The sequence below is a fragment of the Kitasatospora sp. NPDC096147 genome, from assembly GCF_044763225.1.
Taxonomy (GTDB): Bacteria; Actinomycetota; Actinomycetes; order Streptomycetales; family Streptomycetaceae; genus Kitasatospora.
This window is the reverse complement of the sequence record NZ_JBIWFX010000003.1, coordinates 50,642-69,843: the sequence shown is the minus strand read 5'-3', so window position 1 is coordinate 69,843 and position 19,202 is coordinate 50,642. Positions and strand designations below refer to the sequence as shown.

At 73.2% G+C, this 19,202-nt stretch carries 24 protein-coding genes and 1 riboswitch; of the genes, 11 read left to right on the top strand and 13 right to left on the bottom strand.

Features of this window, described 5'->3' with window-relative positions:
* Positions 1–2: 2 nt before the first annotated feature.
* Positions 3–632: a sulfite oxidase-like oxidoreductase gene (locus ACIRBX_RS10855; protein WP_402295410.1), complete on the bottom strand. Its 630-nt coding sequence runs from the start codon at positions 630–632 to the stop codon at positions 3–5.
* Positions 633–816: 184 nt separating this feature from the next.
* Here ACIRBX_RS10855 and bfr point away from each other — a divergent pair, with 184 nt between their 5' ends.
* Complete coding sequence (gene bfr / locus ACIRBX_RS10850) at positions 817–1,296, top strand: bacterioferritin (RefSeq protein ID WP_402296446.1); 480 nt, start codon at positions 817–819, stop codon at positions 1,294–1,296.
* A gap of 10 nt (positions 1,297–1,306) precedes the next feature.
* Here the strand turns inward: bfr and ACIRBX_RS10845 are convergent, their stop codons facing one another.
* Complete coding sequence (locus tag ACIRBX_RS10845) at positions 1,307–1,543, bottom strand: bacterioferritin-associated ferredoxin (RefSeq protein WP_402295408.1); 237 nt, start codon at positions 1,541–1,543, stop codon at positions 1,307–1,309.
* A 135-nt stretch (positions 1,544–1,678) separates the two neighbouring features.
* Entirely contained in the window at positions 1,679–3,013 is a 1,335-nt protein-coding gene (locus ACIRBX_RS10840) for a class II 3-deoxy-7-phosphoheptulonate synthase (protein ID WP_402295406.1), read from the bottom strand.
* A 303-nt stretch (positions 3,014–3,316) separates the two neighbouring features.
* Here ACIRBX_RS10840 and ACIRBX_RS10835 point away from each other — a divergent pair, with 303 nt between their 5' ends.
* The gene (locus ACIRBX_RS10835) at positions 3,317–5,254 is read left to right on the top strand and encodes an anthranilate synthase family protein (RefSeq protein ID WP_402295404.1); all 1,938 of its coding nucleotides are present in this window, start codon (positions 3,317–3,319) and stop codon (positions 5,252–5,254) included.
* Between the two features lie 37 nt (positions 5,255–5,291).
* Here the strand turns inward: ACIRBX_RS10835 and ACIRBX_RS10830 are convergent, their stop codons facing one another.
* Positions 5,292–5,954: a response regulator gene (locus ACIRBX_RS10830; protein WP_402295402.1), complete on the bottom strand. Its 663-nt coding sequence runs from the start codon at positions 5,952–5,954 to the stop codon at positions 5,292–5,294.
* A gap of 104 nt (positions 5,955–6,058) precedes the next feature.
* On the opposite strand from ACIRBX_RS10830, the gene ACIRBX_RS10825 reads away from it, so the two are divergent.
* The gene (locus tag ACIRBX_RS10825; RefSeq protein WP_402295400.1) at positions 6,059–6,403 is read left to right on the top strand and encodes a hypothetical protein; all 345 of its coding nucleotides are present in this window, start codon (positions 6,059–6,061) and stop codon (positions 6,401–6,403) included.
* Between the two features lie 14 nt (positions 6,404–6,417).
* On the opposite strand, the gene macS is transcribed toward ACIRBX_RS10825, so the two are convergent.
* On the bottom strand, positions 6,418–7,590 hold the full coding sequence (gene macS / locus ACIRBX_RS10820; protein WP_402295398.1) for a MacS family sensor histidine kinase: 1,173 nt from the start codon (positions 7,588–7,590) through the stop codon (positions 6,418–6,420).
* Between the two features lie 22 nt (positions 7,591–7,612).
* A complete protein-coding gene (locus ACIRBX_RS10815; RefSeq protein ID WP_402295396.1) occupies positions 7,613–8,443 on the bottom strand; it encodes a lysophospholipid acyltransferase family protein in 831 nt (276 codons plus the stop codon).
* Positions 8,444–8,583: 140 nt separating this feature from the next.
* Here ACIRBX_RS10815 and ACIRBX_RS10810 point away from each other — a divergent pair, with 140 nt between their 5' ends.
* Positions 8,584–9,384, top strand: a complete 801-nt coding sequence (locus tag ACIRBX_RS10810; protein WP_402295394.1) for an alpha/beta hydrolase — start codon at positions 8,584–8,586, stop codon at positions 9,382–9,384.
* A 16-nt stretch (positions 9,385–9,400) separates the two neighbouring features.
* Positions 9,401–10,003: a hypothetical protein gene (locus ACIRBX_RS10805; protein WP_402295392.1), complete on the top strand. Its 603-nt coding sequence runs from the start codon at positions 9,401–9,403 to the stop codon at positions 10,001–10,003.
* A gap of 83 nt (positions 10,004–10,086) precedes the next feature.
* Here the strand turns inward: ACIRBX_RS10805 and ACIRBX_RS10800 are convergent, their stop codons facing one another.
* Entirely contained in the window at positions 10,087–10,290 is a 204-nt protein-coding gene (locus ACIRBX_RS10800; protein ID WP_345697933.1) for a cold-shock protein, read from the bottom strand.
* Between the two features lie 166 nt (positions 10,291–10,456).
* Between ACIRBX_RS10800 and ACIRBX_RS10795 the strand changes: the two genes are divergently transcribed.
* Positions 10,457–10,684 carry a hypothetical protein gene (locus tag ACIRBX_RS10795; RefSeq protein ID WP_402295390.1) on the top strand — a complete coding sequence of 76 codons (228 nt, stop codon included), beginning with the start codon at positions 10,457–10,459 and terminating at the stop codon, positions 10,682–10,684.
* On the opposite strand, the gene ACIRBX_RS10790 is transcribed toward ACIRBX_RS10795, so the two are convergent.
* From ACIRBX_RS10790 to ACIRBX_RS10765, 6 genes are all read right to left on the bottom strand, one after another.
* Positions 10,674–11,435 (bottom strand): endonuclease/exonuclease/phosphatase family protein, encoded by a 762-nt coding sequence (locus ACIRBX_RS10790; RefSeq protein WP_402295388.1) that lies wholly within the window; start codon positions 11,433–11,435, stop codon positions 10,674–10,676. The genes ACIRBX_RS10795 and ACIRBX_RS10790 overlap by 11 nt on opposite strands.
* 66 nt (positions 11,436–11,501) lie before the next feature.
* Positions 11,502–11,939, bottom strand: coding sequence for a hypothetical protein (locus tag ACIRBX_RS10785; protein ID WP_402295386.1), 438 nt, complete (start codon positions 11,937–11,939; stop codon positions 11,502–11,504).
* A gap of 67 nt (positions 11,940–12,006) precedes the next feature.
* Positions 12,007–12,804, bottom strand: a complete 798-nt coding sequence (locus ACIRBX_RS10780) for a thiazole synthase (RefSeq protein ID WP_402295384.1) — start codon at positions 12,802–12,804, stop codon at positions 12,007–12,009.
* Positions 12,805–12,809: 5 nt separating this feature from the next.
* The gene (gene thiS, locus ACIRBX_RS10775) at positions 12,810–13,028 is read right to left on the bottom strand and encodes a sulfur carrier protein ThiS (RefSeq protein ID WP_402295382.1); all 219 of its coding nucleotides are present in this window, start codon (positions 13,026–13,028) and stop codon (positions 12,810–12,812) included.
* Positions 13,025–14,176 carry a glycine oxidase ThiO gene (thiO, locus tag ACIRBX_RS10770; protein ID WP_402295380.1) on the bottom strand — a complete coding sequence of 384 codons (1,152 nt, stop codon included), beginning with the start codon at positions 14,174–14,176 and terminating at the stop codon, positions 13,025–13,027. The genes thiS and thiO overlap by 4 nt, the downstream gene beginning before the upstream one ends.
* Positions 14,170–14,282: riboswitch (TPP riboswitch) on the bottom strand. Its footprint overlaps the gene before it by 7 nt.
* 127 nt (positions 14,283–14,409) lie before the next feature.
* Entirely contained in the window at positions 14,410–14,718 is a 309-nt protein-coding gene (locus ACIRBX_RS10765) for an ArsR/SmtB family transcription factor (protein ID WP_402295378.1), read from the bottom strand.
* Positions 14,719–14,858: 140 nt separating this feature from the next.
* Here ACIRBX_RS10765 and ACIRBX_RS10760 point away from each other — a divergent pair, with 140 nt between their 5' ends.
* The 5 genes from ACIRBX_RS10760 (at position 14,859) to ACIRBX_RS10740 (ending at position 19,199) form a co-directional block, all read left to right on the top strand.
* On the top strand, positions 14,859–15,869 hold the full coding sequence (locus ACIRBX_RS10760; protein ID WP_402295376.1) for a zinc-dependent alcohol dehydrogenase family protein: 1,011 nt from the start codon (positions 14,859–14,861) through the stop codon (positions 15,867–15,869).
* A gap of 164 nt (positions 15,870–16,033) precedes the next feature.
* On the top strand, positions 16,034–17,221 hold the full coding sequence (locus ACIRBX_RS10755; RefSeq protein WP_402295374.1) for an NAD(P)/FAD-dependent oxidoreductase: 1,188 nt from the start codon (positions 16,034–16,036) through the stop codon (positions 17,219–17,221).
* 33 nt (positions 17,222–17,254) lie between these two features.
* Positions 17,255–17,620 (top strand): Rv2175c family DNA-binding protein, encoded by a 366-nt coding sequence (locus ACIRBX_RS10750; RefSeq protein WP_402295372.1) that lies wholly within the window; start codon positions 17,255–17,257, stop codon positions 17,618–17,620.
* A complete protein-coding gene (thiE, locus tag ACIRBX_RS10745) occupies positions 17,620–18,258 on the top strand; it encodes a thiamine phosphate synthase (RefSeq protein WP_402295371.1) in 639 nt (212 codons plus the stop codon). Before ACIRBX_RS10750 ends, thiE begins: the two co-directional genes overlap by 1 nt.
* Positions 18,259–18,425: 167 nt before the next feature.
* The gene (locus tag ACIRBX_RS10740) at positions 18,426–19,199 is read left to right on the top strand and encodes a polysaccharide deacetylase family protein (RefSeq protein WP_402295369.1); all 774 of its coding nucleotides are present in this window, start codon (positions 18,426–18,428) and stop codon (positions 19,197–19,199) included.
* The last annotated feature ends 3 nt before the right edge of the window (positions 19,200–19,202 follow it).

Below are 19,202 nucleotides of genomic sequence, written 5' to 3'. Positions count from 1 at the left end.
CCTCAGCGCAGTGGCCCGTCGCCGGGCTCCTCCTGGTAGGAGTAACGCTTCTCCTGCCACGGGTCGGCGAGGTTGTGGTACCCGCGCTCCTCCCAGAAGCCGCGCCGGTCGGCCCGCATGTACTCGACCGCGCGGACCCACTTCGGGCCCTTCCAGGCGTACAGCTTCGGCACCACCAGCCGGACCGGGAAGCCGTGCTCCACGGTGAGCGGCTCGCCGTCGTGGTGGGTGGCGAAGACGGTGCCTGCGTCCGCGAAGTCGGCCAGGCTGAGGTTGGCGCTGTAGCCGTACTCGGCCCAGACCATCACGTGGGTGACGTGCTCGGCCGGCGGCACCAGCTCCAGCACGGTGGAGGCGGACACGCCGCACCACTCGTTGCCGAGCATCGAGAAGCGGGTGACGCAGTGGAAGTCCCCGTGCACCGTCACCCGGGGGAGGGACTGGAACTCCTCGAAACCCCAACTGTGCTTCTCCGCCGAGGCGGTGGCGCCGAACACCTGGAAGTCCCAGGTCAGCGGCTTGAACCGGGGGACCGGTCCGTAGTGCAGCACCGGCCAGCCGCGCTGGAGCCGCTGGCCCGGCGGGAGTCTCGGGTCAGCCGGCGGATCTGCTTCGCGTTCTGACTGACCCATGCCCCCATGGTGACAGACCCCTCCGGGGCCGCCGCGCCCGCCCCTCCGGACGGCCCTCGAAAACCATCAAATCGGATAGTTCGCCACGGGCAGGACTAAGCGTGAACTTACTGGAAATGAGCGGCAAAAGGGTGTCACGATGCGGGCAGCCGTACAGCTGAACAGAGCACAGGAGGGCACCGCCATGAAGGGCGACGCCGAGGTCATCGAGTTCCTCAACGAGCAGCTCACCGCCGAGCTGACCGCGATCAACCAGTACTTCCTGCACGCCAAGATGCAGGAGAACAACGGCTGGACCAAGCTCGCCAAGTACACCCGGCACGAGTCCTTCGACGAGATGAAGCACGCCGAGACGCTGACCGACCGGATCCTCTTCCTGGACGGGCTGCCGAACTACCAGCGGCTGTTCCACGTCCGGATCGGACAGACCGTCAAGGAGATGTTCGAGGCCGACCGGCAGGTCGAGGTCGAGGCGATCGACCGCCTCAAGCGCGGCATCGTGGTCATGCGGGCCAAGAACGACATCACCTCGGCCAACATCTTCGAGGCCATCCTTGAGGACGAGGAGCACCACATCGACTACCTGGACACCCAGCTGGAGCTCCTGGAGAAGCTCGGCGAGGCGCTCTACCTGGCCCAGCTGATCGAGCAGCCGGAGTCCTGAGGGCGGGTGGTCAGGCGGCCTGGGCACCGGTCTCCGGCTCGGCCAGGCCGAGCTTGGCCGCCAGCCGGGCGGTCGGGCAGGGGCGGGCGCCGTGCTCACCCAGCAGGGCCTGTATCCGCCGCACGCAGGAGCCGCAGTCGGTGCCGGCCTTGCAGCCCTGGGCTATCTGACGGGGCGTCTGGGCGCCCTCGTCGATCTGCTGCTTGACCTGGGCCTCGGTGACCGCATGGCACATGCACACGTACATCGCGGTGACTCCAGGGTGTGGGCGACTTGCTGAGCTAAGGCTTACCTTACCCATAATGACGCGCACGAAAAAGGCCCCTCCGCCTCGGTCACCCGAAAAGCGGAGGGGCCTTCGTCACATCAGGCCGGTCGATGCCTACTGGCTGCGGTACATCTCCGCGACCAGGAAGGCCAGGTCGAGCGACTGGCTGCGGTTCAGCCGCGGGTCGCAGGCCGTCTCGTAGCGCTGGTGCAGGTCGTCGACCAGCACCTCGTCGCCACCGCCGACGCACTCGGTGACGTCGTCACCGGTGAGCTCGACGTGGATGCCGCCCGGGTGGGTGCCGAGCGCGCGGTGCACCTCGAAGAAGCCCTTGACCTCGTCGAGCACGTCGTCGAAGCGGCGGGTCTTGTGACCGCTGGACGCCTCGAAGGTGTTGCCGTGCATCGGGTCGCAGATCCACACCGGCTGGGCGCCGGAGGCGGTGACCTTCTCGACCAGGGCGGGCAGGTGCTCGCGGACCTTGCCCGCACCCATCCGGGTGATGAAGGTGAGCCGGCCGGGCTCGCGCTCCGGGTCCAGCCGCTCGATCAGGGTGAGCGCCTCGTCGACCGTGGTGGTCGGGCCGAGCTTCACCCCGATCGGGTTGCGGACCTTGGCCGCGAACTCGATGTGCGCGTGGTCCAGCTGACGGGTGCGCTCGCCGATCCAGACCATGTGGCCGGAGACGTCGTACAGCTCGCCGGTGCGCGAGTCGGTCCGGGTCATCGCGGTCTCGTAGTCGAGGATCAGCGCCTCGTGCGAGGAGTAGAACTCGACCGTCCTGAACTCCTCCGGGGCCACCCCGCAGGCGTTCATGAAGGCCAGCGCGTTGTCGATCTCCCGGGCCAGCTGCTCGTACCGCTGGCCGGCCGGCGAGTTGCGCACGAAGTCCTGGTTCCAGGCGTGCACCTGGCGCAGGTCGGCGTAGCCACCGGTGGTGAAGGCGCGGACCAGGTTCAGGGTCGCCGCGGAGGCGTTGTACATCCGCTTCAGCCGCTCCGGGTCCGGGATCCGGGACTCGGGGGTGAAGTCGAAGCCGTTCACCGAGTCGCCGCGGTACACCGGGAGGGTCACGCCGTCCCGGGTCTCGGTCGACTTGGAGCGCGGCTTGGAGTACTGGCCGGCGATCCGGCCCACCTTCACGACCGGCACCGAGGCCGCGTACGTGAGCACGGCGGCCATCTGCAGCAGGGTCTTCAGCTTGTTGCGGATGTGGTCCGCAGACACGCCGTCGAAGGCTTCGGCGCAGTCGCCGCCCTGGAGCAGGAACGCCTCACCACGGGCCACGGCAGCGAGCCGGGAACGCAGCTGGTCGCACTCGCCGGCGAAGACGAGGGGCGGATAGGACGCGAGGTCCGCAAGCACCTTGCGCAGAGCCTCTTGGTCCGGCCATTCAGGCTGCTGCGCCGCGGGCAGGGACTGCCAGGAGTGATGATTCGTCACGGTCACGGGGTCAAGGCTACGGGGTGTGACGAGCGGATCGTGACCACCGCCCGATGGGTGAGACACCGCGCGGACAAAAGGGTGACCGGCTTCACTCCGCCGCACCGGCCCGCTAGGCTCTGCCCCATGTTCGCGCCGCACACCTTCTCCTGGTGGTGGGCCAACCCCATGGGTGGCCCACGGATCGCGCGTTCCTAGACGCACACGACGGCCGCCCCACGGGGCGGCCGTCGGCGTATCAGGAGAGCAGGACGGCCTCCCGGAAGCGGAAACACCAGACCCGCAGACCTCCGGAAGGACCGACCCACCGTGACCAGCCTCACCCCGCTGACCGCCCTGCTCGACCGCCTCGCCGCGCCCGGTGCCCCGGCCTACGCCCTGCTGCACCGCCGGACCCCGCGGCACGCCCCGGACACCGTCGAGGTCCTGGTCGGCACCGTCGGCGTGTACGACACGCTGGCCGAGCTGCCCGTCCCCGAGGGCGCCCCCGAGGGCGGCGCGCGGCACGACCTGCTCGCCCTGGTGCCGTACCGGCAGATCCGCGAGCGCGGCTTCGACGCCCACGACGACGGCACGCCGCTGCAGGCGCTGCGGGTCGAGGAGAGCCACGTCTTCCCGCTGGCCGAGGTGGTGGCCGCGCTGCCGGCCCCGGTGATCGCCCTGGAGGGCGGGGAGTTCGACGTCGAGGACGAGGAGTACGCGGAGATCGTCCGGCGGGTGATCGCGGACGAGATCGGCCGGGGCGAGGGCGCCAACTTCGTGATCCGGCGTGACTTCACCGCCCGGCTCGGGGAGTTCGGGCCGGCCACCCCGCTCGGGCTGTTCGGCCGGCTGCTGGAGCAGGAGCGCGGGGCGTACTGGACCTTCCTGGTGCACACCGGGGAGCGCTACCTGGTGGGCGCCTCGCCCGAGGTCCACGTCCGGCAGAGCGGCGGCACGGTGGTGATGAACCCGATCTCCGGCACCTACCGCTATCCGGCCGAGGGCCCGGGCATCGACTCGCTGCTGGAGTTCCTGCGCGACCCCAAGGAGCTGGAGGAGCTCACCATGGTGGTCGACGAGGAGCTCAAGATGATGTGCGCGGTCGGCGACCTCGGCGGCCAGGTGCTCGGCCCCCGGCTGAAGGAGATGGCCCACCTCGCGCACACCGAGTACGAGCTGCGCGGCCGTACCTCGCTGGACGTCCGGGAGGTGCTGAAGGAGACCATGTTCGCCGCCACCGTGACGGGCAGTCCGGTGCAGAACGCCACCCGGGTGATCCGGCGCTACGAGCGCACCGGGCGCGGCTACTACTCCGGCGCGCTGGCCCTGATCGGCCGCTCGGCCGGCGGCGGCCAGCAGCTGGACTCGCCGATCTGCATCCGCACCGTGGACATCGCCCCCGACGGCGCCCTGGTGGTGCGGGCCGGCGCCACCCTGGTGCGGCACTCCGACCCGCACTCCGAGGTGGCCGAGACGCTGGCCAAGGCGGCCGGGGTGCTGACCGCGATCGGTGCCCGCCCGGCGCCGGCCGAGGGCGCCGCCCGGCGCCGGCGGCCGGTGCTGGCCGACGACCACCGGGTGCAGGCCGCGCTGGACTCCCGGCGCAAGGACCTGGCGCCGTTCTGGCTCCGGATGCAGCAGCCGGCGGTGGCGACCGCCGACCGGGAGACCCTGGTGGTGGACGGCGAGGACACCTTCACCTCGATGCTGGCCCACCTGCTGCGCTCGCTCGGGCACCGGGTCCGGGTGGTGCGCTACGACCTCCCGGGCCTGGCCGCCCTGGTGACGGCCCATCAGGGCCCGCTGGTGCTCGGCCCCGGTCCCGGCGATCCGGCCGATCCGGCCGACCCCAAGATGGCGGTGCTGCGGCCGATCGTCGCGGAGGCGCTGGCCGCCGCCCGCAGCGGCGCCCGGACCGCCCCGCTGCTCGCGGTCTGCCTCAGCCACCAGCTGGTCAGCGCCGGGCTCGGCCTGCCGCTGGCCCGCAAGGAGGTCCCGTACCAGGGCGCCCAGGAGAGCGTGGACCTGTTCGGCACCCGGCACACCGTGGGCTTCTACAACACCTTCACCGCCCGTTGCACCGACGAGGACGCCGCCCGGCTGGCCGCCGAGGGGATCGAGGTGGCCCGGGCGGACGGCTCCGAGGACGTGCACGCGCTGCGCGGGCCGGGCTTCGCCACCCTGCAGTTCCACCCGGAGTCGGTGCTCACCCGGGACGGCGTCTCGCTGGTCGCCGAACTGCTGCGCAGCGCGGTCGCGGTCTGAGGGAGGGTCAGGGGCGCCCCGCGCGGGGCGCCCCTGCTCAGAGGGTGTCGTCCAGGCCCTTCTCGATGGCGTAGCGGACCAGCTCGACCCGGTTGTGCAGCTGGAGCTTGCCGAGGGTGTTCTGCACGTGGTTCTGCACCGTGCGGTGGGAGAGCACCAGGCGGTCGGCGATCTGCCGGTACGACAGGCCCTTGGCGACCAGCCGGAGCACCTCGGTCTCCCGGGCGGTCAGCTGCGGGACGGCGGGCGAGGCGGGTGCGGCCGGCTCGGTGGCCAGCCGGCGGAACTCGCCCAGCACCAGCCCGGCCAGGCCGGGGGTGAAGACCGGGTCGCCGTGGAAGGTGCGGCTGACGGCCTCGATCAGCTCCTCCCGGCTGGCGGACTTCACCAGGTACCCGGTGGCGCCCGACTTCACCGCCTCCAGCACGTCGGCGTGCTCGCCGCTGGCGGAGAGCACCAGGACCCGCACCGTCGGGTCCTGGGTGACGATCTGCCGGCAGGCCGCGACCCCGGGCAGGGTCGGCAGGTTGAGGTCCAGCACCACCACCTGCGGCAGGCTGGCCCGGGCCCGGCGGACGGCCTCCTCGCCGTCCCCGGCGGTGGCCACCACGTCGAACCCGGCCTCCGCCAGGTCCCGGGAGACGGCCTCCCGCCACATCGGGTGGTCATCGACGACCATGACGCGGACCTGAGCGTCCATCAGCGGGCTCCTCGGGGGTGGGTGGTGCGGCTCGTACGCCTCCGGCGAGGTTAGCGGAGCCGTCCGGGCGAAACCGGGCGGCCCCGGCGGGCGTCCTCCAGCCCATGAGTGATCTTGGAGCGGAGTCGAGCCCCCGGGACCGGGCCGGCTGCCTGTGGCTGGTGGTCACCGCCGTGGTGGCCACGGTGGTGGCGCCGGTGTCCGCGGGCTGGGTGGTCCGGGGGAGCTGCTTCCGCGGCGAGGTGCTGCCGTGGGTGCTGATCGCGGCCGGGGTCTGGTTGGCCCTGGTGGTCCTGCTCACCGTGCTCGGCCTGGCGGTCGAGCGGCGCGGCCCGCAGCTCCAGCGGGTGGCCCTGGTGGTGCTGGTCCTGCTGACCGGGCTGGTGTGCGGGATCGACTCCGCGCTCGGCCCGCTGCCGTCGGACGACTGCTACGGGAACGTCCCGTAGCGGCTGACGGTCCGTCAGTCCTGCGGCCGGCGCGGGACCCGCAGCTCCACCTCGACGCCCTGGCCCGGGGCCGAGTACAGGTCGGCGGTGCCGCCGAGGTCGTGCAGCCGGCCCCGGATGGACTGGGAGACGCCGAGCCGGCCGGCCGCCTCGGCGGCCGGCAGCCGGTCGGGGGCGTAGCCGGGGCCGTCGTCGCGGATCGAGACGGTCACGGCGTCCGGCTCGTCCTCGACCAGGATCCAGGCCCGGGCGGCCGGGCCGGCGTGCCGGCGGACGTTGTCCACCGCGGCACCGACGGCGGCCGTCAGCTCGGCGGCGGTCCGGGCCGGGAGCGGCACGGGGGTGGCGGGGGCGGAGAGGGTGATCCGGTCGTCCGCGTAGCGGGTCAGCAGGACGGAGAGGTCGGTCTCCTCGGCGGCGGCCGGATCGGCGGGCCGGGCGCCCGTCATCAGGGCGCGCAGGGCGCGCTCCTGCTCGCCCGCCAGCCGGCCCAGCTCGCCGAGCTCCTCCGGGTGGCCGCTCTCGCCCACCCGCCGCTGGACCAGGGCGAGCACCTGGAGCACGCCGTCGTGGATGTCGCGGGAGAGCCGCTCCCGCTCCCGGGTGGCCGCCTCGACCTGGAGCGCGCGGGTCAGGGCGCTCTCGCCGGCCCGGGCGATCTCGATCACGTAGCCGATGGCGCAGCCCACCACCAGCAGCAGCACGATGTTGTGCAGGTTGTCCGGGGTGATCCCGCCGTGCCCGGCGATGTTGGCCAGCCCTATCACGGCCCCGGCGAAGGCGGCCCAGCGCCAGCCGCCCTTGCCGGCGAAGCCGAGCACCGTGCCGGCCGCCCAGATGGTCGGCAGGGTGGGCGCACCGGCGGCGATCCGGGCGGGGGTGTCGATGTAGCCGCTCATCACGATGCCGAAGACGGTGAAGGCCATGTCGGTGGCCAGCACGTACCAGGTGCACCGCTGCGGGCCGGCGAAGGCCCGGGTGGAGGCCAGCGTCCAGAGGGTGAGCGCGCCGAGGAAGATCCAGCCGGAGACGGGGTGCAGGAAGTCCAGGTAGGACCCGAAGAAGCGGAGCACCGCGTAGGCCAGGGCGAGCAGCCGGAAGGTGGAGATGGCCCGCCACAGCGGCATCTCCACCGACATCCCGCCGGCCCCGAGGGGCCCGCCCCAGCCCGGTCGCTGAGCCTCCATCAGGCCCCCCTCCGCCGGAGTGCTACTCGGGCTTCTCGTCCTTCTGGTCCTTCTGGTCCTTCTCGTCCTGCTCCGCCGCGAGCTCGGCGGCGGCCTTCTTCTCCGCGTCCTGCTGCGCCTTGACGGCCTTCTGCTCGGCCTTGCGCTCGGTGTCGGCGCGCTTCTTGTCCTCGGCGATCTGCCGCTTGGCGGCGGTCGCGTAGATGTCCACGTACTCCTGGCCGGAGAGCCGCATGATCTCGTACATCACCTCGTCGGTGACCGAGCGCAGGATGAAGCGGTCGTTCTCCATCCCCTGGTAGCGGGAGAAGTCGAGCGGCCGGCCGATCCGGATGCCGGGGCGGACGCCGAAGTTGGGCATCACCTGGCCGGGCGGCTGCACCTTCTCGGTGTCGATCATCGCGACCGGGATCACCGGGGCGCCGGTGGCCAGCGCGACCCGGGCCAGGCCGCCGACCTTGCCCCGGTAGAGCTTGCCGTCGGGCGAGCGGGTGCCCTCGGGGTAGACCCCGAACAGGTCGCCGCCCTCGATCACCGCGATGGCGCTGCGGATCGCCGCCTCGCCCGCGCCGCGCACGCCGGAGCGGTCCACCGGGAGCTGGCCGACGCCCTTGAAGAAGGCGGCGGTGAGCTTGCCCTTGATGCCCGGGGTGTTGAAGTACTCCGCCTTGGCGATGAAGGTCACCCGACGCTTCATCAGGGCGGGCAGGAAGAACGAGTCCGAGAACGAGAGGTGGTTGCTGGCGATGATCGCCGGCCCGTCCTCGGGGATGTTCTCGGCACCCTCGATCCAGGGCCGGAAGAAGATCCGCAGCAGCGGTGCGACGATCATCTTCATCAGTCGGTAGAACAACCGGGGCCTCCTGGAGTGCGGACCGCACGATCCTAATGCTTCCGGCCGGTCCGGTACGCACCGGCGGGGCTGTACGAGCCGCATCCCTGCGTGGGACGATTCGAGCGCCCGTTCACACTCCCTCGTCGAGGAGCCAGCCGATGCCGCTGATGCCCGGTGCCGAACCGTACCGCCGGGAGGGCGGCCCGGTCGGCGTGCTCTTCGTCCACGGCTTCACGGGCTCGCCGCAGTCGATGCGGCCCTGGGCCGAGGAGTTCGCCGCCGCCGGGTACACCGTCTCCCTCCCGCTGCTGCCCGGCCACGGCACCCGCTGGCAGGACATGCAGGTGACGCGCTGGGAGGACTGGTACGCCGAGGTCGACCGGGCCTTCCGCGAGCTGGCCGAGAACTGCGAGCAGGTCTTCGTCTGCGCGCTCTCGATGGGCGGCGCGCTGGCCCTGCGGCTGGCCGCCCGGCACGGCTCGGCGCTCGCCGGTCTGGTGCTCGTCAACCCGTCCGTGCGTTCCGACAACCCCGCAAGTGTGTTGTTGCCGGTGATCCGCCACCTGGTGCCCAGCCTGCCGGGGGTGGCGAACGACATCGCCAAGCCCGGGACGCACGAACTCGGTTACGACCGCACCCCGTTGCACGCCGCCTGGTCGCTGAGCCGGCTCTGGCGGACGGTGCAGGCGGAGCTGCCGGACGTCCGCCAGCCGGTGCTGCTGCTGCACAGCCCGCAGGACCACGTGGTCTCCCCGGCCAACTCCGAGTTGGTGCTGGCCCGGATATCCTCGACCGATGTGACCGAGCTGCTCTGCGAGCGCAGCTACCACGTGGCGACGCTGGACCACGACGCCGGACTGATCGTCGAGTCGAGCCTCGACTTCGTCCGGCGCCTGACCCCGGCCGCCGTCGTGGAGGCGCGCGGCGTGGACGTGAGTGCCGAGGACCTCCTCAGCTGAAGGGCCGGCAGTGCAGATGAACAACACGGCGGGCGACGACGAGGAACTGCCCCTGGACGGCAAGGCCGCGCCCGAGCCGTCGGGCGGCTCCGACGCGCCCGTCCGGCGTCCGGTCGGCGGCGGCAGCCAGGCCGAGCAGGACGCGATCTTCGCGGCGCTGGTGGCCCAGTTCGACGATCCGGTCGACCTGACCGACCCGGACTGGCCGGAGATCGAGAACGTCCGGGCCAAGGAGACCAGGGCCCGCGAGGCCCGGCAGGACCTGCCCGGCGGCGCCGACGGACCGGACGGGTTCGCCCCGCAGCCGCGCCGCCGCCCGGAGGCGCCCGGCCCCCGGGACTACGTGGCCGCCGAGGATCCGGACGAGGGCCACTTCGTCCCGCCGGAGCCGCCGCCGCTGCCCTCGCTGGACACCACCGCCCGGTTCGCCTGGCTGGCCGTGCTCGGCGGGCCGGCCCTGCTGCTCTTCGACGTCCTGGTCTGGCGCGAGGTCTCCGGCTGGCCGGCCTGGGTCGGCGTCAGCGCCTTCCTGGGCGGCTTCGCCACCCTGGTCATCCGGATGAAGGACCGCGACGACGAGGACGAGCCGGATGACCCGAACGGCGGAGCGGTGGTCTGACGCCCCGTCGGGTGGGGGGAATGCGCGGGCATGACGAAGGGCCCGTACCGGGTGCAGCACTCGGTACGGGCCCTTCGAGGGTGTTACAGCGGGCGGATGTTCTCGGCCTGCGGGCCCTTCTGGCCCTGCGTGACGTCGAACTCGACCTTCTGGCCCTCGAGCAGCTCACGGAAGCCGTTGGCCTGGATGTTCGAGTAGTGGGCGAACACGTCCGGGCCGCCACCCTCCTGCTCGATGAAGCCGAAGCCCTTCTCCGAGTTGAACCACTTGACGGTGCCGTTAGCCATGTATTGATCTCCTTGTAGGAGGCCCGCCAGAAACAGGAAATGCGCCTCCGGTCACAACCGGAAGGCGCACACAACGTTCATGGGAACCAGGAATTGCAAGTGGTTCCCACTGTAGCAGAGGCACCGGCGGGGTCACTCCGGCGCGCTGGGGCGCATACTGGCCGGGATGACGAATTCAGGAGCAGGACGCCGCGCACTGCCCACCAGTCCCTTCAAGGCTCAACCGCAGCCCGTGCCCAAGGAGTTCGCCGTGGGCGAGCGGGTCTCCCACGACCAGTACGGCCTCGGCCGGGTGATCGCCCTGGAAGGCGGCCCGGACAACGCCGTACTGGTCGACTTCGGCTCCCAGCGGGTACGGGTGTCGGCCCCCTACACCCGGCTCTTCAACCTCTGACCGCGGGGATCCGGACGGCCGCGAGCAGCGGCAGGTGGTCGGTGGCGGCCACCAGGTCGGGCTGGGTGACCCCCGGCAGGCCGTGGGGGACGCCACAGGCCAGCACCTCGATGCCCGGGGTGGCGAAGAGGGCGTCGATCCGCTGGTGCGGGTCGGACGGCACCGAGGTGTTGGTGCCGCCCCAGGGCGCCGCCAGGTGCCCGTCCTGGTAGGCCTCGGACATCCGCCGCCAGCCGGGGCCGTCCGGGTGCTCGTTGAAGTCCCCGGCGACGAAGCCCTCCTCGCCGGGCCCGAACTGCTCCGGCAGCAGGGCGAACTGCCGCAGCCGCTCGTCCGGGTCCAGGCTCAGGTGGCAGCTCGTCACGGTGAACGGGGCGCAGCCGCCGATCCGCACCCGGGCGGTGGCGAAGCCGCGCGCGTGCAGCCCCCGGGTCTTCGGCAGCAGCCGGTCCCGGACCTCCAGCACGTCCACCGACAGCCGGCCGAGCAGCAGCGGCCCGGCCGCCGCCCGGCCGCCGCCGGAGAGCACCACCAGCCCGCTGCGGGCCGCCAGCCAGGCCGCCTGGCCCTCCGGACGCCAGTAGCGCGGCGACTCCTGGACGCAGACCACGTCCGGGGCGCAGGCCCGGATCACCCGGACCAGCGCGGCCCGGTCGTCCCGGAGCGAGCGCACGTTGTAACTCAACACCCGGACCGTACGGGACCCGTCGGGCCCGGGCCCGGACTCCGGCAGCGGAGGCAGTCGGCTCATCCGGCCGATGCTACCGACCGGGCCGGGCCCGCAGGCGCGGATCGCGCCGGTCCGCCGGGGCGCGCCTCAGCACGGGCCGGGGAGCTGGCTCTCGACCCGGGCGGTGTAGTCGTTGCCGACCTTGACGTAGAGCGGTTCGGCGGCCGAGTAGCTCCGCTCGAAGTCCGGGGTCCACGGGAAGAACCCCTCGAAGGAGACCCGGTAGCACCGGCCCGGGTCCACCCGGAAGGTGTCCCAGTCCTGGCCCGGCGGGGTCTGCCGGCCGGGTGGGAGGGTGGTCCAGCGCTGCTCGGACTGCTCGGAGGCGCAGCCCGGCCGGCGGGTCGTCAGGCCGCCGGTGGACTGGCCGCCCGCGCAGTAGTTCCGCCCGGCGGTGAGCGGCTGCCCGCTCGCGTTGACGGTCTCCGAGCAGATGCCGGTGCAGCCGCCGCCGGGCAGCGGCAGGGCGACGGCGCCGGTCAGCGCGAGCGCCAGCGTGGTGGTGACCGTCAGGGCCCTGCGCATCGGCTCTCCCGTCCCGGCGGCAAGCGGTCCCGTCAGGATAGGAGGCCCGGCGGCGGCTGACCCGCGGTCAGAACGCCGGCCGCTCCCGGGTGTCCAGGTCGGCCCGGCCGGCCATCGCCGAGGAGGCCTCGGCGTGGAAGCGGCGCGGGATGCGGCCGGCCCGGTACGCCAGCCGGCCGGCCTCGGCGGCGTGTCGCATGGCCCCGGCCATCAGCACCGGCTGCTGCGCCCGGGTGACGGCGGAGGCCAGCATCACGGCGGCGCAGCCGAGCTCCATGGCCAGTGCCACGTCGGAGGCGGTGCCGGCGCCCGCGTCCAGGATCACCGGGACGTTCGCGCTCTCCACGATGAGCTGGAAGTTGTGCGGGTTGCGGATGCCGAGGCCGGAGCCGATCGGCGAGCCGAGCGGCATCACGGCCGCGCAGCCGACGTCCTCCAGCTTGCGGGCCAGCACCGGGTCGTCGTTGGTGTAGGGCAGCACGGTGAAGCCGTCGTCCACCAAGGTCTCGGCGGCGTCCAGGAGTTCGACCGGATCGGGCAGCAGGGTGCGCTCGTCGGCGATCACCTCCAGCTTCACCCAGTCGGTGCCGAGCGCCTCGCGGGCGAGGCGGGCGGTGAGCACGGCCTCCCCGGCCGTGTAGCAGCCGGCCGTGTTCGGCAGCACCCGGATGCCGTTGCGGGTCAGCACGTCGAGCACCGAGCCCTGGGTGCCCGGGTCCACCCGGCGCATCGCCACGGTGGTCAGCTGGGTGCCGGAGGCGAGCAGGGCCTGCTCCAGCACCTCCAGGCTGGGGGCGCCGCCGGTGCCCATGATCAGCCGGGAGTCGAAGACCGTCCCGGCGATGGTGAGTTGGTCGTCGGCCATGCTGCTCAGCCTCCCTGGACGGCGGTGAGGATCTCCACCCGGTCGCCCGGGTGGAGCACGGTCGCGGACCACGAACTGCGCGGCACCACGGCCTCGTTGACGGCGGCGGCGACCCCGCCGGGGGAGGCGCTGAGCTCGCTGACCACCAGGTCGAGGGTGGTGGCGGCGGGCACCTCGCGGGGCGTGCCGTTGACGGTGAGGGGGATTGGGCTCGGCTGGTTCATGCGGCGGCCTTCGGGGTGAAGCGGCTGGGGGAGAAGGGGGCGGCCAGCGCGGGCACCGCGCCGGTGGCCAGGTAGTCGGCGGTCAGGTCGGCGGTGACGGGGGTGAGCAGCACGCCGTTGCGGTAGTGCCCGGTGGCGGCGACCAGCCCGGGGAGCGCGGTCGGGCCGAGCAGCGGGGCGTTGTCCGGCGAGCCGGGGCGCAGCCCGGCACCGGTCTCCAGCAGTGGGAGCTCGGTCAGGCCGGGCACCAACTCGTGGGCGTCGCGCAGCAGTTCGTAGACCCCGCCGGCGGTGACGGTGGTGTCGTAGCCCTGCTCCTCGCTGGTCGCCCCGATCACCAGCTCGCCGTCCGCGCGGGGCACCAGGTAGATGTGCTGCCCGCGCACCACGGCCCGGACGTTGCGGGACAGGAACGGCGCGTAGGCGGACGGGATGCGCAGCCGCAGCACCTGCCCCTTGACCGGCCGCACCGGCGGCAGCACGCCGTCCGGCAGGCCGGGCAGCCGGTGGCTCTGCGGCCCGGCGGCCAGCACCACCTGAGCGGCCGTCAGCTGCTCGCCGGAGCCGAGCCGGGCGCCGGTGGCCCGGCCGTCGGTGACGGTGAGTTCGACGGCTGCGGAGCGGATCACGGTGACGTTCGACCGCTCGCAGGCCAGCACCAGCGCGGCGGCCAGCCGGCGGCCGTCCACCTGGTGGTCGCCGGTCACGTGCAGTCCGGCGCGCACCCCGGGGGCCAGCATCGGTTCGAGCCGGCGGGCCTCCCGGCCGGTCAGCCAGTGCGACTCCAGGCCGAGCCGCTGCTGGAAGGCGTGCAGCTCGCGCAGCTCCTCGCGGTCGTCGGAGTCCAGCGCCACCGCCAGGGTGCCGGTCCGGCGGTAGCCGGTCTCCAGGTCGGTGAGGTCGGTGAGCTCGGCGACGAAGTCGGCGTACCGGTCGTTGGAGGCCATGCCGAGGCGGAGCAGCGGCTCCTCGCCGTACTGCAGCTCGGTGACCGGGGCCAGCATGCCGGCCGCCACCTGGGCGGCGCCCCGGCCGGGCTCGGGGTCCACCAGGGTGACGGCGAGGCCGCGTTGGGCGGTGCGCCAGGCGACCGCCAGGCCGATGATGCCGCCGCCGATCACCAGCACGTCGCTCTCGGTGCGTGTCAAAGCCGTGCACTCCCTTCGCCGGAATGACCCGGATCAGGTTCGGACGGTCGCCGGCCGCGTCAGCCCGCCTCTCAGCCCGGTGCGCCGGGCTCCCGTGGATACCGCCCCACCATATCCCCGCCCGGGTCGTCGGCCGAAGGGCGAGTTCACGGAGTGGGCGCGGCCGTGGCGGGCCCCGCTGGTGCGAAGCTCCAAGGTCCGCCGCGGGGTCCGCCGCAGGCCCCGTCGTCAGGTCAGCCGGTGGCGTCGAGCAGGGCCCGGAGCAGGCCGGGGAAGCGGGCCTCCAGGTCCTCGGTGCGCAGGGTGTTGAGCTTGGTGGTGCCCGCGTAGGACTGGCGGATCAGGCCGGCCTCGCGCAGCACGTTGAAGTGGTGGGTGAGGGTGGAGCGGGAGACGGTGGCGTCGAAGGTGCCGCAGCTCATGCCGGCCCCGGACTCGGACAGCTGTGTGACGATCCGCCGCCTGACCGGGTCGACCAGCGCCTCCAGGACCTGCTGCAGGGTGACGTCGGCCAGTTCGGGGTGATCCAGGGTGCGGGTCACGGTGACTCCTCGGGAGGGCGGGTAGGTCCCATCGTACGGCCGGACCGGGCGATGTTCGACTGTCATCGAAGTTTGACGGTGGTCGAAATTCATGGTTCGGTCGTTCCGAGTGCGGATCCGGCAGAAGGAGAGACCGAACCATGGCGCGGCACGTCCAGTTCGACGAGATCGGCGGCCCCGAGGTCCTGACGGTGCGTGAGGTGGAGGTCCGGGCGCCCGGCCCCGGCGAGGTCCGGATCCGGGTGGACGCGATCGGCCTCAACCGGGCCGAGGTGATGTTCCGTTCGGGCGGGTACTTCCTCCGGCCGAGCTTCCCGTCGGGCCTCGGTGCGGAGGCGGCCGGCGTGGTCGAGGAGCTCGGCCCCGAGGTCACCGGCTTCGCCCCCGGCGATCCGGTCGGCGTGGTGCCGGCCTTCCCGCAGAACGTCTACGGCACCTACGGCGACCACGTGATCGTCCCGGCCCACGCCCTGGTGCCCGCCCCCGCCGGGCTGGACCCGGTGGCCGGGGCGGCGGTCTGGATGGCCTACCTGACCGCGTACGGGGCACTGGCCGAGGACTCCCCGGTCCGGCCGGGCGACCACGTCCTGGTCACCGCCGGCTCCAGCAGCGTCGGCCTGGCCGCGATCCAGACGGTCCGTCACCTCGGGGCGGTGCCGATCGCCACCACCCGGGGCGAGGCCAAGCGGAAGGCCCTGCTGGCGGCCGGGGCGGAGCACGTCATCGTCACCGACCGGGAGGACCTGCCCGCGAGGGTCGCGGAGATCACCGGCGGCCGGGGCGTCCGGCTGGCCTTCGACCCGGTCTCCGGCCCCGGGGTGAACACCCTGGCCCGGGCGATCGCCCCCGGCGGGCAGCTGGTGGTCTACGGGCGGCTGGACCCGCGCCCGACCCCGCTGCCGAACGCCGACGAGTACCCGGCGCTGAGCACCCGCACCTACACGCTCTTCGAGGTCACCGGCGACCCGGAGCGGCTGCGGCGCGGCGTCGCCTTCGTCACGGCCGGGCTGCGCAGCGGCTCGCTGGTGCCGGTGGTGGACCGGACCTTCGCGCTGGACGACATCGCCGAGGCGCACCGGTACATGGAGTCCAATGTCCAGGTCGGCAAGATCGTGGTCACCGTCCCGCACCAGGCGGCACCGACGGCCTGAGCCGAGGCGCGCCCTCCGGTCGCGCTGCGCCGGGGGGACGGCAGCACGGGCGACCGGCTGACGGCGGGTCGGCTGGAGGTCGGCCGCCTTCCGTGCCCGCGCGGTCCCCGTGCCTGCCGTCGCGTGTGCCGGTGCGGGCCCGGGGTACGGCCCGCGTGGGTAGGGTGACCGCTGTGGCTGAACTGACGGGTAGTGGACGGGCGGTCGTGGTCGGGAGCGGCATGGCGGGGGCGCAGTGCGCGCTCGCGCTGCGGGCCGGTGGCTGGGACGGGCCGGTGACGCTGCTCGGGGCCGAGCCGCACGCGCCGTACGACCGCCCGCCGCTCTCCAAGGACGTGCTGCTCGGCCGGACCGACTCCACCACGCTGGACGTCAACTGGGCGGGCGTCGACCTGCTCCCCGGCCACCGCGCCACCGGCCTGGCCGGCGGGGTGCTCCACACCGACCGGGGCGAGTTCGGCTACGACACCCTGGTGCTGGCCACCGGAGCCAAGCCGGTCACCCTCCCGGGCGCCCGGACGCTGCGCACCGTCGAGGACGCCCGTGCCCTGCGCGAGCGCCTGGCGCCCGGCCGCCGGCTGGTGCTGGTCGGGGCGGGCTGGATCGGTGCCGAGACCGCGACGGTGGCCCGGAAGCTGGGCTGCGAGGTGACGGTGGTGGAGGCCGCCGCCACGCCCGTCGCGGGGGCGCTGCCCGCCGAGGTCGGTGCCCTGATGGCCGGTTGGTACGCCGAGGCCGGGGCGGAGCTGCGCTGCGGGGTCGGGGTGGCGGCGGTCGAGCCGGGCGCGGTGCTGCTCGCGGACGGGGCCGAACTGCCCGCCGACGAGGTGGTGGTGGGCATCGGTGCCCGCCCGGCCACCGGCTGGCTGGCCGGCAGCGGGGTCGAACTCGACCACACCGGAGCGGTGTTGACGGACGACCGGCTGCGCACCTCGCTGCCGGGGGTGTGGGCGGTGGGCGACTGCGTCTCCTACCCCTCGGCCCGGCTCGGTGCCCGGCTGAACACCCAGCACTGGGACCACGCCCTGCAGTCCGGCCGGGCGGTGGCCGCCGCACTGCTCGGGGCGGAGACCCCGTACGACCCGGTGCCCTACTTCTGGTCGGAGCAGTTCGGCCGGATGGTGCAGTACGCCGGGCGGCACGGCGAGGGGGACGCGCTGGTGTGGCGCGGCTCACCGGAGGAGGCGGGCTGGACGGTGCTGTGGCTGCGCGAGGGCCGGCTGACGGCGCTGCTCGCGGTGGACCGGCCGCGTGACACCGGTCAGGCGAAGAAGCTGATCGAGCGCGGCGCGGTGCTCGACCCGGCGCTGGCCGCCGACCCGGCGGTGCAGCTGAAGGCCGCCTCGGTTTAGGGCGTGGCGGCCCGAGATGGCAGTCTTGGTGCCGTGAGCGAGAACGAGTCCAAGATCGAATCCCTGGTCCGCGAGTGGACCTACCTGCCCGACATCTGCGAGCGGTGGGGCGTCCGGGTCACCGAGGTCCGCGACATGGTGCGGTCCGGCCAGCTGATCGCGGTGCGCCGGGGCCCGAACAAGTCGCTCCAGGTGCCCGCCGCGTTCATCACGGACGAGGGCCTGGTGAAGCACCTGTCCGGCACCCTGACGCTGCTGCGGGACGCCAAGTTCACCGACGAGGAGATCATCGAGTGGCTGTTCACCGAGCAGCCCTCGCTGCCCGGCAGCCCGATCGAGGCCCTGGTGGAGAACCGGGGCACCGAGGTCAAGCGCCGCGCCCAGGCCGAGCTGATCTGATGGACCGCCGTCAGCAGCTGGCCGAGGCCCGGCTCTACCTGTGCACGGACGCCCGGCGCGAGCAGGGCGATCTCCCGGAGTTCCTCGACGCGGTGCTGGCCAACGGCGTGGACGTCGTCCAGCTGCGCGACAAGGGGCTGGAGGCGAAGCAGGAGCTGGAGTACCTGGAGGTCTTCGCCGACGCCGCCCGCCGGCACGGCAGGCTGTTCGCGGTGAACGACCGGGCCGACGTCGCGCACGCGGCCCGGCCGGACGTGCTGCACCTCGGCCAGGACGACCTGCCCGTCCCGGCGGCCCGGGCGATCCTCGGCGAGGACGTGCTGTTCGGCCGCTCCTGCCACGCCGAGGCCGAGGTGGACGCGGCGATCGCCGAGCCCGGGGTGGACTACTTCTGCACCGGCCCGGTCTGGCCGACCCCGACCAAGCCCGGCCGGTACGCCCCCGGCCTCGGCCTGGTGTCGTACGCCGCCAAGGCGGTGACGGACCGTCCGTGGTTCGCCATCGGCGGCATCGACCTCTCCAACCTGGACCAGGTGCTGGCGGCCGGCGCCACCCGGATCGTGGTGGTGCGCGCCATCACCGCCGCCGACGACCCGGGCGCGGCTGCGGCCGAACTCGCCCGCCGGGTACGGCAGTAGCGCACGCAGGAGCTCCCGACCGGCCGTCCGCATCCGCTGCGGGCGGCCGGTCGTCGCATGGAACGGGTGTGATCCGTGCGGCAGTTCGGGCCGTTCGGAACCAATGATCGTCTTTGGGCGTATTTGTCACCGTAGACGAACCGACGGCGGGCAAGGGGAGCGTGACGATGACGGGCAGGCACGGACGAGGCATACGGATCGCGGTGGCGGCGGCGGTGGCGGCGGCCCTGGTGGCGGGCGGCGGGGTGGTCGCCGTGCAGGCGCTCGACGGCGGGGGCGGCTCCGCCCCGGTCGCCGCGCCGAGCCCGAGCCCGGACCCGGTGGTACGGGTGGACCCGTCGATCGTGCACGCCTCCGAGGAGCAGGGGAAGACGGTCAACCTCACCATCGACGACGGCCCGGACCCGACCTGGACCCCGAAGGTGCTCGACCTGCTGGCCCAGCACCACGCCAAGGCGGTGTTCTGCATGGTCGGCCCGAACGCGCAGGCCCACCCGGCCCTGGTCAAGCAGGTGGTGGCGGGCGGCCACCGGCTCTGCGACCACTCGGTGCACCACGACACCGGCATGGACAAGAAGCCGCTCGCCTACCAGCAGAGCGAGATCCTGGACGCCCAGCGGATGATCGAGCAGGCGGCCGGCGACGGCGCCGAGGTGCAGTACTACCGGGCCCCCGGCGGGGCCTTCACCCCCGAGAGCCGGCAGATCGCAGCCGAGCACGGGATGCGCCCGCTCGGCTGGAACGTCGACCCGGACGACTGGAAGCGCCCCGGCGTGGACGCCATCGTGGCCGCCGTGCAGAACGGCATGGCCAAGGGCACCGGCCCGACCGTGCTGTTCCACGACGGCGGCGGCGACCGCTCGCAGACCTACCAGGCGCTGGAGCGGCTGCTGCCCTGGTTCGAGCAGCAGGGGTACCACTACGGCTTCCCGCAGGTCTGATCC